The sequence below is a fragment of the Candidatus Roseilinea sp. NK_OTU-006 genome (assembly GCF_012931985.1).
Lineage (GTDB): Bacteria > Chloroflexota > Anaerolineae > J036 > Brachytrichaceae > JAAFGM01.
The window spans coordinates 125661-139078 of sequence record NZ_JAAFGM010000003.1 but is presented as its reverse complement, the minus strand read 5'-3'; the positions used below and the strand labels follow the sequence as shown (position 1 = coordinate 139078).

At 64.4% G+C, this 13418-nt stretch carries 10 protein-coding genes; 4 read left to right on the top strand and 6 right to left on the bottom strand.

Annotation, left to right across the window (positions count from 1 at the left end):
* Positions 1 to 8: 8 nt before the first annotated feature.
* Entirely contained in the window at positions 9 to 1187 is a 1179-nt protein-coding gene (locus GXH28_RS03245; protein ID WP_320447902.1) for a phosphoglycerate kinase, read from the bottom strand.
* Positions 1188 to 1291: 104 nt separating this feature from the next.
* Between GXH28_RS03245 and rsmG the strand changes: the two genes are divergently transcribed.
* Genes rsmG through GXH28_RS03225 form a run of 4 tightly spaced genes read left to right on the top strand, consistent with a single transcriptional unit; the run spans position 1292 to position 4172 of the window.
* The gene (gene rsmG / locus GXH28_RS03240; protein WP_169237574.1) at positions 1292 to 2023 is read left to right on the top strand and encodes a 16S rRNA (guanine(527)-N(7))-methyltransferase RsmG; all 732 of its coding nucleotides are present in this window, start codon (positions 1292 to 1294) and stop codon (positions 2021 to 2023) included.
* Between the two features lie 40 nt (positions 2024 to 2063).
* Positions 2064 to 2504, top strand: a complete 441-nt coding sequence (locus GXH28_RS03235; RefSeq protein WP_169237573.1) for a cobalamin B12-binding domain-containing protein — start codon at positions 2064 to 2066, stop codon at positions 2502 to 2504.
* 10 nt (positions 2505 to 2514) lie between these two features.
* The gene (gene meaB / locus GXH28_RS03230) at positions 2515 to 3537 is read left to right on the top strand and encodes a methylmalonyl Co-A mutase-associated GTPase MeaB (protein ID WP_169237572.1); all 1023 of its coding nucleotides are present in this window, start codon (positions 2515 to 2517) and stop codon (positions 3535 to 3537) included.
* Positions 3534 to 4172 carry a histidine phosphatase family protein gene (locus tag GXH28_RS03225; RefSeq protein WP_169237571.1) on the top strand — a complete coding sequence of 213 codons (639 nt, stop codon included), beginning with the start codon at positions 3534 to 3536 and terminating at the stop codon, positions 4170 to 4172. The genes meaB and GXH28_RS03225 overlap by 4 nt, the downstream gene beginning before the upstream one ends.
* Before the next feature lie 9 nt (positions 4173 to 4181).
* Here GXH28_RS03225 and GXH28_RS03220 read toward each other — a convergent pair whose 3' ends face one another.
* The 5 genes from GXH28_RS03220 to carB all read right to left on the bottom strand — a co-directional run bounded on the left by GXH28_RS03220 (position 4182) and on the right by carB (position 13378).
* Positions 4182 to 5171: a DUF4032 domain-containing protein gene (locus tag GXH28_RS03220; RefSeq protein WP_169237570.1), complete on the bottom strand. Its 990-nt coding sequence runs from the start codon at positions 5169 to 5171 to the stop codon at positions 4182 to 4184.
* Between the two features lie 365 nt (positions 5172 to 5536).
* Positions 5537 to 6097 (bottom strand): phosphoribosyltransferase family protein, encoded by a 561-nt coding sequence (locus GXH28_RS03215; RefSeq protein ID WP_169237569.1) that lies wholly within the window; start codon positions 6095 to 6097, stop codon positions 5537 to 5539.
* A gap of 76 nt (positions 6098 to 6173) precedes the next feature.
* Positions 6174 to 7142, bottom strand: coding sequence for a quinone oxidoreductase family protein (locus GXH28_RS03210; protein WP_169237568.1), 969 nt, complete (start codon positions 7140 to 7142; stop codon positions 6174 to 6176).
* A gap of 50 nt (positions 7143 to 7192) precedes the next feature.
* Positions 7193 to 9838 (bottom strand): DEAD/DEAH box helicase, encoded by a 2646-nt coding sequence (locus GXH28_RS03205; RefSeq protein ID WP_169237567.1) that lies wholly within the window; start codon positions 9836 to 9838, stop codon positions 7193 to 7195.
* Between the two features lie 201 nt (positions 9839 to 10039).
* A complete protein-coding gene (gene carB / locus GXH28_RS03200; RefSeq protein ID WP_169237566.1) occupies positions 10040 to 13378 on the bottom strand; it encodes a carbamoyl-phosphate synthase large subunit in 3339 nt (1112 codons plus the stop codon).
* Between the last annotated feature and the right edge of the window lie 40 nt (positions 13379 to 13418).

Genomic DNA, 13418 nt, shown 5'->3' with positions numbered 1-13418 from the left:
TGGTTAGTCTAGCGCCGATCCGGCAGCACGGCAATTCCCGGCAGCGTCTTGCCTTCGAGGAACTCCAGCGAAGCGCCGCCGCCGGTGCTGATGTGGGTGATCTTGTCGGTCAGGCCGGCTTGTTCGATCGCCGCCACCGAATCGCCGCCGCCGATAATGCTGATCGCGTTCGACTCGGCCACGGCTTGGGCGATCGCGCGTGTGCCCGCCGCAAACCGATCGAACTCGAACACGCCCATCGGGCCATTCCAGATGATCATACGCGCGTTGCGCAGCTCGTGACGGTACTTCTCCACTGTGTGCGGGCCGATGTCGAGCGCGCGCCAGCCTGGCTTGATCTGCCCAACGGTCACCGTTTCGCTGCGCGCGTCGTTGCTGAAGGCGTCGGCAACAACGACATCCACCGGCAACATGAGCTTGCCGCTGCAGCACAACAGCAGCTCACGCGCTTGTTCGATCGCGTCTTCCTCCACCAACGAGTCGCCCAACTCATAGCCCTCCGCTTTCAGGAAGGTGTTGGCCATGCCGCCGCCGATCATGATCTTGTCGGCCAGCGACATCAAGTTGTTAATCACCGGCAGCTTATCGCTAATCTTGGCGCCGCCGAGCAACACCACCACCGGATGTTCAGGGTCGGTAAACACTTTGCCCAGGAACTTGATCTCCTTCTCCATCAAGAAGCCGGCTGCGGCAGGTAGGAAGTGCGCCACAGCCTCGACCGAGGCGTGCGCGCGGTGGGCGCTGCCAAACGCGTCGTTCACATACACATCGCCCAGCGCTGCCAGTTGCTTGGCAAAATCCGGGTCGTTTTTCTCCTCCGCTTTGTGGAAGCGCAGGTTCTCCAGCAACAACACGTCGCCGGGCTTCAGCGCGCGGGCCTGCGCTTCTACCTCAGGTCCGACGCAGTCGTTCGCAAATTGCACCGGCCGCTTGAGCAACTCACTCAGGCGCCCGGCGGCAGGTCGTAGGCTCTGCGAGGGATCAACGCCTTTGGGCCGGCCGAGGTGCGACATCAGCACCACCGACGCGCCCTGGTCGAGCGCGTACTGAATTGTGGGCAACGCTGCACGAATACGGGTATCGTCGGTGATGGCGCCGTCCTTGAGCGGCACATTAAAGTCCACACGCATCAACACGCGTTTGCCGTTCAGCGAAGGGAAGTCTCGAATGGTCCGTTTGTTGAACACGTTTTCTCTCCTCGGTGTCATCCGCCGCTCGCTTGGGCGACCGGCGACCTTTCCGCGCGAATTGTAGCGGTTGAGATGCGGTATCGTCTGACGCGCCACAGGAGATGACGGAGAACGAGATACAAGACGCCGCGCGCCGGCTGGGCGTCGCGCTGGACGCTCGGCAGGCCCGCGCGCTGTTGCGCTTTCGCGACCTGTTGGTGGAAGCGAATCAGCGCTTCAACCTGACCGCCCTCACCGATGATGCTTCCATCCTCGCGCTGCACTTCCTGGATTCGCTAACCGCGGTCCAGGTCATTCGCGGCCTCCAGGCCAACCACAGCGCTGCGCTGGAGTTGATTGATGTCGGCGCCGGCGGCGGCTTCCCGGGCATCCCACTCAAGATCGCTCTGCCTGAGCTACGCGTGACGCTGATGGATGGCACGGCGAAAAAGGTGCAGTTCTGCGCCGAGGTGATTCGCACGCTGGCGCTGCAACATATCCGCGCCATCCAAGACCGCGCCGAGGAAGCCGGCCACCGCCCGGAGCACCGCGAGCGCTACGACGTGGCGATCGCCCGGGCCGTCGCGCCGATGCCGACCCTGGCCGAGTATCTGCTGCCGCTCACGCGCGTGGGCGGAACGTGCATTGCCATGAAAGGCAGCGACGCTCAGGCCGAAGCCGCGCGCGCCGCGGGCGCGATCGCCAGGCTGGGCGGCGCGATCGCCGCCGTCACGCCGGTTACCCTGCCCGGCCGCGATGAGCGGCGCGCGTTGATCGTGATCAACAAGCTGCACCCCACGCCCCAGGCCTACCCGCGTCGCGGCGGCGCGCCGCGCAAGTCGCCCCTGCCGTGACCCTCGCGCCGACAACCCCAATTGCCGCTAAAATCTAAGTATGACGCCAACGCCCGAAGCGACACGTCCGCTGCGCATCTTAATCGCCAAGCCCGGCCTGGACGGTCACGACCGTGGCGCCAAGGTGATCGCACGCGCGCTGCGCGACGCCGGGATGGAGGTGATCTACACCGGCCTGCGTCAGACGCCGGAGATGATCGCCGCGGCTGCGTTACAAGAAGACGTGGACGCGGTCGGCCTGAGCATCCTCAGCGGCGCGCACAACACCTTGCTGCCGCGCGTGGTCGAACTGTTGCGTCAAAACGGCATGGGGGATGTCCCCGTGTTCGCGGGCGGCATCATCCCCGACGAAGATGTGCCCGGCCTCAAGGCCGCCGGCATCGCCGCAATCTTCGGGCCGGGCACCCCCCTGTCGGAGATCGTCGCATTCATCCGCGAACACACGCCGTCGCGGCATCCGATAGCCAATCGCGATTCTTGAGCGACTACGGATGACCAGCGATACGCGCCCCCCTCGCCTCACCAAGCGCGATTTGGCGCGCTTGATCACCGGCATTGAAAACGGCGATCTCAACGCATTGCGCACGTTGCACGAATGGTATGGCCACGCGGGCGGCGCGCATATCATCGGCGTCACCGGTGCGCCTGGCAGCGGCAAAAGCACGCTGATCGCTGCGCTGACCCGACTGGCGCGCAGCCGTGGTCAAACGGTGGCCATCGTCTCAGTCGATCCGAGCAGCCCATTCACCGGCGGGGCGATCCTGGGCGATCGCATTCGCATGCGCGAACTGTTCGAGGACGACGGCGTGTTCATTCGCAGCATGGCCAACCGCGGCGCGCTGGGGGGGATCGCCCGCTCGACGGCCGACATCGTCACGGCGCTCGATGCCGCGGGCTACGACCTGGTGTTCATCGAGACGGTCGGCGCGGGCCAGGCCGAGGTCGAAGTCGCGCACGTGGCCGAGACGGTCATCGTCGTCGAGGCGCCTGGGCTGGGCGACGACGTTCAGGCCATCAAAGCCGGCATCCTGGAAATCGCCGATATCCTGGTCGTGAACAAAGCCGACCGCGAAGGCGCAGAGCGCGCCGTAAGCACGCTGCAAGCGGCCCTGGAGCTGGCCGTGCCATCGGCCGGTGCCGCCGGCCATCATGGCTACGGCGCGCTGCATCGCGTCGAATCGCCGGCGATGGCTCCCCCCGACTGGCGCATCCCCATCTTGAAGACGATCGCAACCGAAGGCGATGGCGTTGCAGCCGTGCTCGATGCCATCGCGCGTCACCGGCAGTATCTGGAGCAGGGCGCCGGCGCACGACGTCGGGCGCAACGCCTGGAACACGAAGTGACGCTCCGGCTGCGCGACCTTCTCTTGAAGCGCGCGATGCAACAGATCGGGCCAACACGCTATCACACCTTGATCGAGGCGTGCGTCGCTCGCAAACTTCATCCTCAGGAGGCGGCTCAGGAATTGTTGAACGCGTTGGTGCGCGACGACGGCCACGCACCGGCCGAGTGACGAACGCGGACAACCCCACCTTCACCGACCACCGCGCCATGCTCACCGCCTACCTCGTCCGGCACGGACAAACCGCATTCAACGCCGAGGGCCGCATACAAGGCTGGCTGGATGTGCCGCTGGACGACGTCGGCCAAATTCAGGCGGAATGCCTGGCCCGCCGCTTCAGCGAGCAGTCCGTCCAGGCGATCTACTCCAGCCCCTTGGTGCGCGCCGCCGACACCGCGCGCGTCATCGCGCAGGCCTGCCGTCTCGAGCTCGTCTTAGACGAGCGGCTGCGCGAGTACCACATGGGCGACTGGACCGGACTGACCGCCGAGGAGATCCGAATGGCAATGCCGACGACACCTCTGGACGATCTGGAGGCAACCATCCCGAACGGCGAGAGCGCGCAGCATATGCGCGAGCGCGTCGCTGCATTCCTGCGCGACCTGATCGCGCGTCACGACGGCGAGGCGGTCGTCCTCGTTTCGCATGGCGGCACGCTCGGCGCTATGGTGGGGGCCATGCTGGGGCTGCCGGTCATGCGGCGCCACCCATTCGCCTTCGGCAACGCTTCGCTCACCGAGGCCGATTACGAGCGGGGGCGATGGCGATTGCGCAGCTTGAATGACCGCTGCCATTTGCAGGGGTAGCAGGGCGTCCTATCGCAGCCCGGCAGCCGACGGTGCTGTCATTTCCGCTTCCACCGGATCCATGCCGCCATACGCGCGGTGCGGCAATATGGCGCCGATCGCATCCACGATGTGATCGAAGGCTTCCTGCACACGGCGCAGGGGCGGTTTCTCCGCGAAGTGCTCGGCATAGTCGGCCACGGCTTCCTCCGGGGGCACATCGCAACCGCAGTGTTCCTTCAAATAGTGCTTGTGATCGATGATCCACAGATACAGGTCGGCTTCGGTGCGGCCGGGGAAGTCGCGCAGGATGCCTTCTTTGCGGATTGCCTCGACGATGGGCAGATAGACGTTGTCGTACCAATCGGTCACAGCCTCGTCTTCGCTCACCTCGCGCTGGAGATCCAGACCCATGAAATAGCGATGCACGGCGATGTGCTCGAGCAAGCGCGCGTAGCCGCCGCCGATGGAGAAGCGAATGTTCTGCTCGGGCCGCAATACGTCCAGTCGCGTGCGTTCGAGAAACTCGGTGTATTCGCCCAGCAACTCGAGCGCGTCCGCATTAATATCCTCGGCCGTGACCGGCACCGGCGTCATTGCCTCATGAACCTCGGCATCTATATATTTCACGCCATGTTCACGGGCGACCGACACGCGATGGTTGCCATCTAGCACAAAATACACATCTCCGACTTTGTAGAGCACGATCGGCGGCAAGCTGACGTCGTCATAGAAGGCGCGGTTGATCTTGCGCCAGCGGCTGCTGCTGCTGTCGTTGGTCGGCAGGAAGGCGTTGTCAAAGTCGTGATAGCGCCCGACGCTGCCCTTGATCTTATCCACGGGCACCGCCTGGATGCCACGTCGGATGAACCCGCGCAGCTTGAGTTTGTCGCGCACCTCGTCCCATGCCATCAGCTCGGTGTTCTGTCCAGACAGCAATGACCACACCCTACGCAGAAAGCCTTTCGAGCGCGCCCGGCGAAAGTCCAGGTAATCCTGAGTCGAGAATGCTTGCGACATCCAAGAGGACTATATCACCTGGACGCGAACCCAGTTTTGCTTCTGGCCGGTTGTCAAGTTGCCAATTCCTTGACAGCCCACGCCGGCAAGCCGAAGCGAACCAAGCCGGCAAAACGTGGACGATTTCGTCTTTCCAACGCTGGCCGAACAAGGCCATCCAGACGGGCTTTCAGAGCGCCGGAGCGCCCGACCCGGCGCTTGAGCGGAGAGCGGCGCGTCGCGGCTCGGCCCGCCGCCGGGCGCCGCCGGCTGTGGCATAGCGTGATGAGCCGCAGTGGCTTTGCACCAAGCGGCTTGCCTGCCATCGTGTTCGTCACCCTAGCCTCCCCCACTGCGCCGGCGAGCAGGATATTCACGAACGAGCGCTAACTACCGGCGTTGCTCGTGAAGATCGGCAAATGGCCCAGCGCGATGACGTTGTTCCAGCGAGCGCGATCACCCTCGGTGAAGATGGCCGCTTCGGCGATTACCTCTGCGCCGGCCTTTTGCATGATCAGCCGCATGCCCTGAAGCGTGCTGCCCGTGCTAATCACGTCGTCCACCAGCACCACTTTCTTGCCTTTGATCGCCGCGCGATCTTTTTCATCCAGGAACAAAGTTTGTGGCTTGTTCGTGGTGATGGAGAGCGTCTCGGCAGAGAGCGCATCGCCCATATAGGGCTTGTGCGACTTGCGCAGCACAATGTAGGGCAAGCCGGATTCGACTGAAAGCGCGTGGGCGAGGGGAATGCTTTTCGCTTCCGCAGTGACCAGATAGTCCGCGCCCTCAGGCAACTGAGCGGCCAACGAACGCGCCGCTGCCTGCACCAATTCGGTGTCGCCCAAGATGTTGAGCACGGCGATCTTCACGCCGGGCGCCACTTCCATCAACCGCAACCGGCGCTGCACGCCGGCCACGTTCACAGGGTAGAACTCATTGTCGCTCATAACACTTCGCCAACTTCGCGTGAAAGCTACTGAGCGGGATTATCCATCAGGCACAGGCCAACGCTCGTCATCCCGCTCACGGTATGAGCAGCACCTTGCCGCGAGTTTGGCGCGCTTCCATGTAACGGTGGGCATCGGCGGCCTCGCTCAGCCCAAACGCGCGATCCACCCGCACGTGGAGCTGGCCGGTTGCCATCCAGCGGAAAAGGTCGCCGGCGCGCCCGAGCAACTCGGCGCGCGTAAGCGTGTAATGGCCCAACGTCGGCCGGGTGAGGAAGAGCGACCCCTTCTGGCTGAGCACTTGTGGATCAACCGGATCCACCATCCCGCTGGACTGGCCATACAGCACCATGTAGCCGCGCGGACGCAGCACGTTCAGGCCCTTGAGGAAGGTATCCTTGCCCACCGAGTCGTACACGACGTGCACGCCGGCGCCATCGGTCAGGCGCTTCACCTCGGCTTCAAAGTCCTGCTCGCGGTAGAGGATCACGTCGTCGGCGCCGGCGGCCTGGGCCAGCGCAACCTTATCGGCTGCGCCCACGGTGGCGATGACCCGCGCCCCAAGCCGCTTGGCGATCTGGATGAGCAACTGGCCCACCCCGCCCGAGCCGGCGTGCACCAACGCCACGTCGCCCGACTTCAGCGGATAGGTAGTGAGCGCCAGGTAGTGCGCGGTCATGCCTTGCAGCATCACCGCCGCAGCCTGCTCGATAGATACGCCGGGCGGAATCGGCACCAACCGGCTCGCCGGCACGATGGCATACTCGGCATAAGCGCCGAGCACCATTGCGTAGGCGACGAGGTCGCCGGGCTTGAACTCGGTCACCCCTTCGCCAATCGCGTCTATCACGCCCGCGGCTTCCTGGCCGGGGGTAAACGGCAGCGACACTTTATACCAGCCGCGCCGCTGGTAGATGTCTATGAAATTCAAGCCGGCCGCGCCGATCTTCACCCGCGCCTCGCCCGGCCCCGGCTCCGGCATCGGCGCGTCCTCGTATAACAGGACGTCCACATCACCGTATGTATGCACCCGAATTGCTTTCATCTGATGAAGCATCTCCTTGGCCATTGCCATGAACATGAACGCTGCGCCAGTCAGCTTATCAATGCGATCAGGCGCGCCACATCCTGCTTGAGATTGCGCCCGCGCGCCTCCGTTGCCGGGCCCACCGGGCCGACGCAGGATGGGCAGCCGCGCTCGCACGGGCACTCGCGCGCGCGCTGCGCCGCCATTTTCATCAATTCTGCATGATGCGCCATCAGCTCTTCGGCCAGCCCGACGCCGCCAGGCACGAGTTCATACAGGGTAATGGTCGGCAGGCGCGTATGTGGGCTGACGATGTCGAACGTAGCGGCGATGTCGCTCGGATCGCACATGACGAATAACGGCGCCAGGTGGCCGAGCAAGTAGCACAGGCCGCCCAACGCCTGATTCATCGGCTCCGCGGTCTCGATCTTAGCGTGACACGACGGGCACACCGTCATCAGGTTGTCCAGGTCGTTCGCCTGCAGGTAAAAGTCATTTTCACCGCGCGCGTAGCCGAAAGTCCGAAACGGCCGGCGATGATGCACATGATGTTGTCGGTGCGGGCTCTCCGGCTTGCCACAGACCACGCAGCGATAGCCATCGCGCGCACGGGCGGCGCAACGCTGCTGCTCCCAGTTCGGCCCATAATCGTTCGGCAGGCCGATGATGCCCTCTTGCTCCAGTTGCCGACACACGACCTCAGGGATGGCGAACCAGCAGCCGGTCGTGAGCAGCTTTTGCGGCGGCAAATCCACATCGCCCCACCCTAACGTCTCGTGCGTGCTGAAGCGCACCTGCCGATAGCGGGCAACGGTGGTCGTGACCTCAATCTCGCCACACGCCGGCGCGCAGACGTCGCCGACGGGCGGCTGCGCCGAGCCGGGCCGGTCGAATTCGCGCAACACGATCACCTCGGACACGACGCTGGCTTGCGTGTAGTAGTCCACATCCACGCGGCGCACCAAGGCGCGCCCCATCTCCCAATCCAGTGCGGTCACCAAATAAGGGGCGCCCTGGTGCAGATAGATCGCCCCCGGATGAACGCGCGCCGGAGCCGTATGGCGCTCGGTCTCGCCGATCAAATTGCCCTGCTCGTCAACGATGCTCACGCGCTGGCCCCCACCTCGCAGACTCACCCGATCAGCCGGATAGCCCTCGCCCACCCAAGTGTAGCGCGTCGCCGGCTGTCCGCCGTCTGCACCCCTGAACAGCGGCAGCGCGCCGACGCCGCTGGCGTGCACCTCGCCTGCTTCGGCCAGCGCATCGAGCAGCTCGCGCACGTCGGCGCTGCCGAATCGTTCGCCGCGGACGAACGGCAGCTCGAACGTCGCGCAGACGACGTGATCCGCCAACACGCCGAGGCTATCCGGCGCAATCCGCGCGTGCTCAGGCGACTGCTGGAAGAGATAGCTAGGCTGGGCAGCCAGGAATTGATCGAGTGGGTCGGGAGTAGCAACCATGACGGCGACGCTGGCCCCCCGTCGCCGGCCGACGCGCCCTGCCTGCTGCCAGAAGCTGGAGACGCTGCCCGGATAGCCGAGCATCACGCAGGCATCCAGCGCGCCGATGTCAATGCCCAGCTCCAGCGCATTGGTCGCAACCACCCCCTGCACATGACCTTCGCGCAGCCCTTGCTCGATCGCGCGCCGCTCCTCGGGCAAGTAGCCGCCGCGGTAGCCGCTGATCACGACCGGAGACTGCGCCGCAGCGCATGCCGACCCGTTGCCGGCATTCAGCCCCATTGCGCGCAGATAGGCCAGCAAAATCTCAGCCTTGTTTCTCGACCGCGCGAAGCAGATCGTCTGAAGCCCCTGGCCGATGAAACGCGCGGCGATGTCGCGGGCGACGAAATCGGCGCTGCGGCGCAGGCCGAGCTGCGGGTCGGTCAGCGGTGGGTTGACGATGATGACGTGGCGCTCGCCATGCGGACTGCCGTCGTCATCCACCAGCATCACCGGCGACTCGATCAGACGCTCGGCGTGTTCTTGAGGGTTCGCAATCGTGGCCGAAGCCAAGATGAACACCGGATTTGCGCCGTAGAACGCGCACAGGCGCTTCAGCCGGCGGATGACGTTGGCGACGTGGCTGCCGAAGACGCCGCGATAGGCGTGCATCTCATCAATGACGACGTAGCGCAGATGCTGGAAGAACGCCGCCCAGCGCGTATGGTGCGGCAGGATGCCGACGTGCAGCATGTCGGCGTTGGTGATGAGCACGCGCGCGTCGCGGCGGATCTCGGCGCGCAGGGCCTGCGGCGTGTCGCCGTCGTAGGTGTAGACGACGGACGATCGGCGATCGCCGATCCCGTCGGCGACCGGCGGGCTATCCATCATCGCCTGCAGATGCGCGCGCTGGTCCTGCGCCAGCGCCTTGGTGGGAAAAAGACAGAGCGCTCGCGCGTTTGGATCACGCAGCAGGGCGTCCAGGATTGGCAAGTGGAAGCACAGCGACTTGCCGCCGGCGGCATGGGCGGCTACGACCACGTGCCTGCCCTGCAACGCCGCCTCGGTCGCCTGCGATTGGTGCGTATAGGGCTGCTCGATGCCGCGCCGTCTGAGCATCTCGCGCAAGCGCGGATCGAGCGCGGCAGGGAATTCGGCGAATCGTGCGGGGCGCGCCGGCGCGCACTGCCAGTCGCACACGTCGCGCATAAATTCGCGATCGGCGCGCAGGCGGGCGAGCACAGCGTTCACGTCGGCCATATTGGCAGCCATCGTGGCATGAACCGCTCAGCAAGATTGTAGCGCCTGCGCGCTCTCATCGCGATGAGAGGCTTGGCGTGCGCGCGTCGCTCGCACCGGCAAGCGGGCGGCTTTTAGCGGCGTGCTCGGCTGGGCCGAGGGAAACGCCGACGACGCCCGACCCAAGCGCGGTGCAGACGGGCATCGCGCGCGAGCTGGCCAATCTCCCGAATCCTAAAGACAGCTCCGCGTGATGCCGTGGTGCGCTTGCAAGCTGCGCACTTTGAAATCCTTCGCGCGCATGGCGCGGATGGCCTGCACAGCCGCCGAGGCAGCGCTCAACGTCGTGAGCAGCAGCACTTTGTGTTGAATCGCCGCCGCGCGGATCGCTTGGCCATCGGTGTAGGCACGCTGACCCAGCGGCGTGCTGATCACCATGTGCACTTCGCCGCGCCGGATGTAATCCACCACGTGCGGCGCACCTTCGCTCACCTTGTTCACGGCGATCACCGGCACGCCAAAGCGATTGAGGAACTCCGCCGTGCCGCGCGTGCCCAGCAACTCGAAGCCCATCCGATGCAGGTCGCGCGCGATCTTGATGATGTTGGGTTTGTCGTTGTCGTTGACGGTGAGCAGCACGCGGCCAGCAGACGGCAGACGTTCACCTGCGCCCAGTTCGGCTTTGGCGTAGGCATGCCCGAAGGTCGAAGCATGTCCCATCACCTCGCCGGTGCTGCGCATCTCCGGGCCGAGCTGATAGAACGCGCTGGGGAACTTGTTGAACGGCAACACGACTTCTTTGACAAAAAACCCGTCCAGCTTCGGCTCGTCGAGAAAACCGATTTCTTCGAGCGTCTGGCCGGCGGCAATGCGCGCGGCGATCTTGGCCAACGGCACGCCGGTGGCCTTGCTCACAAAGGGCGTCGTGCGGCTGGCGCGCGGGTTCACTTCCAGCACGTAGACGATCTCATCCTTGATGGCGAACTGCACATTCATCAGGCCCTTTACGCCCAGGCGCAGGCCAATGCGCTCGGTGTAATCGCGGATGATGTTGAGGTGGTATTCGCTCACCTTGAGCGGCGGCATCATGCATGCGCTGTCGCCGCTATGCACGCCGGCCTCTTCAATCTGCTCCATGATCCCGCCGATCACCACGCGCTCGCCATCCGCCACGGCATCCACATCCAGCTCGAACGAGTCTTCCAGGTAGCGGTCAATCAGCACCGGCGCGTCCGGGCTTACGCGGGTTGCTTCCTCAATGTATTCCTGTAGCTCCTCCTCGCCATAGACGATGCCCATCGCCCGGCCGCCCAGCACGTACGACGGGCGCACCAGCACCGGATAGCCAATCTGGGCGGCTACCCGGCGCGCCTCGTCCAGCGACCTTGCCGTGCCGTTCTCCGGCTGAGGGATATCCAGCTCGCGCAGCACCTCGGCGAACTTCTGGCGATCTTCGGCCAGCGCAATCGCATCGGGCGATGTGCCCCAAATCGGCACGCCGTAGTCCTTGAGCGCTTGCGCCAGGTTCAGCGGCGTCTGTCCGCCAAATTGCACCAGCACGGGGGTCAGGCTGCGCGGGCGGTGCACGCCCGCGCCGGTGATCCCCGACTCGTTCTCCCACACATTCAGCACGTGCTCGAGCGTAAGCGGCTCGAAGTAGAGCCGGTCGGCGGTGTCGTAGTCGGTGCTCACCGTCTCCGGGTTGCAATTGATCATGATGATCTCGAAGCCGAGGTCGCGCAACGCGTAGCAAGCGTGCACGCAGCAATAGTCGAACTCGATGCCTTGGCCGATGCGGTTGGGGCCGCCGCCCAGGATGATGATCTTCGGTTTTTGGAACTGCGGCTCGCTCTCGTCGAAACCGTCGTAATTCGAGTAGAGATAGGGCGTGTGGCTCTCAAACTCTGCAGCGCAGGTGTCCACGCGATAAAAGGAGGGGACGATGCCAAGTTGACGACGCTTCGCGCGCACGTGAAGCCAGGAGACGGCGCCGGTCGCGCCCGGCCTCAACAGCTTGGCGATGTACGCATCGCCGAAGCCCTCTTGCTTTGCTCGCAGCAACAGCGTGTGCGGCAGCGAGTCGAGCGTGTGCTGCGCCAGCGCGCGCTCTGTCTCGATCATCTGACGGAACTGCTCGATGAACCACGGATCGAATTTCGTGGCCGCATGCACCCGTTCCGGCGTCACGCCGCGGCGCAGCGCATCGAAGGTTTGAAAGAGGCGCTGCGCCGTTGGCTTGGCGAGTTGTGCTTCAATCTCCAACGCAGACGCTGGTGCTTCGATCCCCTCCCCTGTGATTCCGATCTTGCCGATTTCCAACCCCTGCACCGCCTTATTCAAGGCTTCCTTGAAGGTTCGGCCAATGGCCATGACCTCGCCCACGCTCTTCATCTGCGGACCGAGGGTGGGGTCGGCGCCGGGGAACTTTTCAAACGCCCAGCGGGGCACCTTCACCACCACGTAGTCCAACGACGGCTCGAACGATGCCGGCGTCTTCTTCGTGATGTCGTTGGGGATCTCATCCAGCGAGTAGCCGACGGCCAGCAACGCCGCGATCTTGGCGATGGGGAAGCCGGTCGCCTTGCTGGCCAGGGCCGACGAGCGCGACACGCGCGGATTCATCTCGATCACCAGCGCCTCACCGTTATCGGGGTTGACGGCGAACTGCACATTGCTGCCGCCGGTTTCTACGCCCACGGCGCGCATGACGATCCTGGCCATGTCGCGCAGACGCTGAAGCTCCTTGTCGGTCAGGGTCATCGCCGGCGCGACGGTGATGCTATCGCCGGTGTGCACCCCCATCGGGTCGAGGTTCTCGATCGAGCACACCACCACGAAGTTGTCCTTACAGTCGCGCATCACCTCCAGCTCATATTCCTTCCAGCCCAGCACGCTTTGTTCAACCAGGACTTGGCCGACCGGGCTTTCGCGCAGGCCGCGCGCGCACTTCTCGCGCAGTTCCGCTTCGCCATAGGCCACGCCGCCGCCGCTCCCGCCCAGCGTGAACGAGGGACGAATGAGCACGGGAAATTTGAGGAGCGAAAAGTGCGCATGGAGAAAGGGCGAGTCGCCAGGCAAGGCGCTGGTATTGACGCCCACGAGCGCCAGCGCTTCATCCACCGAGCTGACCGTCGCCCCCTGCGGACACTTTAAGCCGTGGGCCTCCATGGCTTCTTTGAACAGTTGGCGGTCTTCGGCCAGCTTAATAGCGCCCACATTGGCGCCGATGAGCTGAACGCCATATTGCTTCAATATGCCCTGTGCTTCCAGCGCCGTCGCCAGGTTGAGCGCCGTTTGTGCGCCGACGGTAGGCAGGAGCGCATCGGGACGCTCCTTGGCGATGATCTTCTCGATTAGCTCTACGGTGAGCGGCTCGATGTAGGTCGCGTCGGCAAATTCCGGGTCGGTCATGATGGTCGCCGGATTGGAGTTCACCAGGATGACGCGATAGCCCTCCCGACGCAGCACCTTGCACGCCTGCGCGCCGGCGTAGTCGAACTCGCATGCTTGACCGATGACGATTGGACCGGAGCCAAGGATGAGGATGGAGTGGATGTCGGTTCGCTTCGGCATGTCGAAAGATAATGTTAAACGATTCACGCGTCGAGGCGAG

Excerpts from the sequence above, each read along its gene's own strand:
- rsmG (WP_169237574.1), top strand. The coding sequence starts at position 1,292 with ATGACGGAGAACGAGATACAAGACGCCGCGCGCCGGCTGGGCGTCGCG.
- GXH28_RS03235 (WP_169237573.1), top strand. The coding sequence starts at position 2,064 with ATGACGCCAACGCCCGAAGCGACACGTCCGCTGCGCATCTTAATCGCC.
- meaB (WP_169237572.1), top strand. The coding sequence starts at position 2,515 with ATGACCAGCGATACGCGCCCCCCTCGCCTCACCAAGCGCGATTTGGCG.
- GXH28_RS03220 (WP_169237570.1), bottom strand. The coding sequence starts at position 5,171 with ATGTCGCAAGCATTCTCGACTCAGGATTACCTGGACTTTCGCCGGGCG.
- GXH28_RS03215 (WP_169237569.1), bottom strand. The coding sequence starts at position 6,097 with ATGAGCGACAATGAGTTCTACCCTGTGAACGTGGCCGGCGTGCAGCGC.
- GXH28_RS03210 (WP_169237568.1), bottom strand. The coding sequence starts at position 7,142 with ATGAAAGCAATTCGGGTGCATACATACGGTGATGTGGACGTCCTGTTA.
- GXH28_RS03205 (WP_169237567.1), bottom strand. The coding sequence starts at position 9,838 with ATGGCTGCCAATATGGCCGACGTGAACGCTGTGCTCGCCCGCCTGCGC.
- carB (WP_169237566.1), bottom strand. The coding sequence starts at position 13,378 with ATGCCGAAGCGAACCGACATCCACTCCATCCTCATCCTTGGCTCCGGT.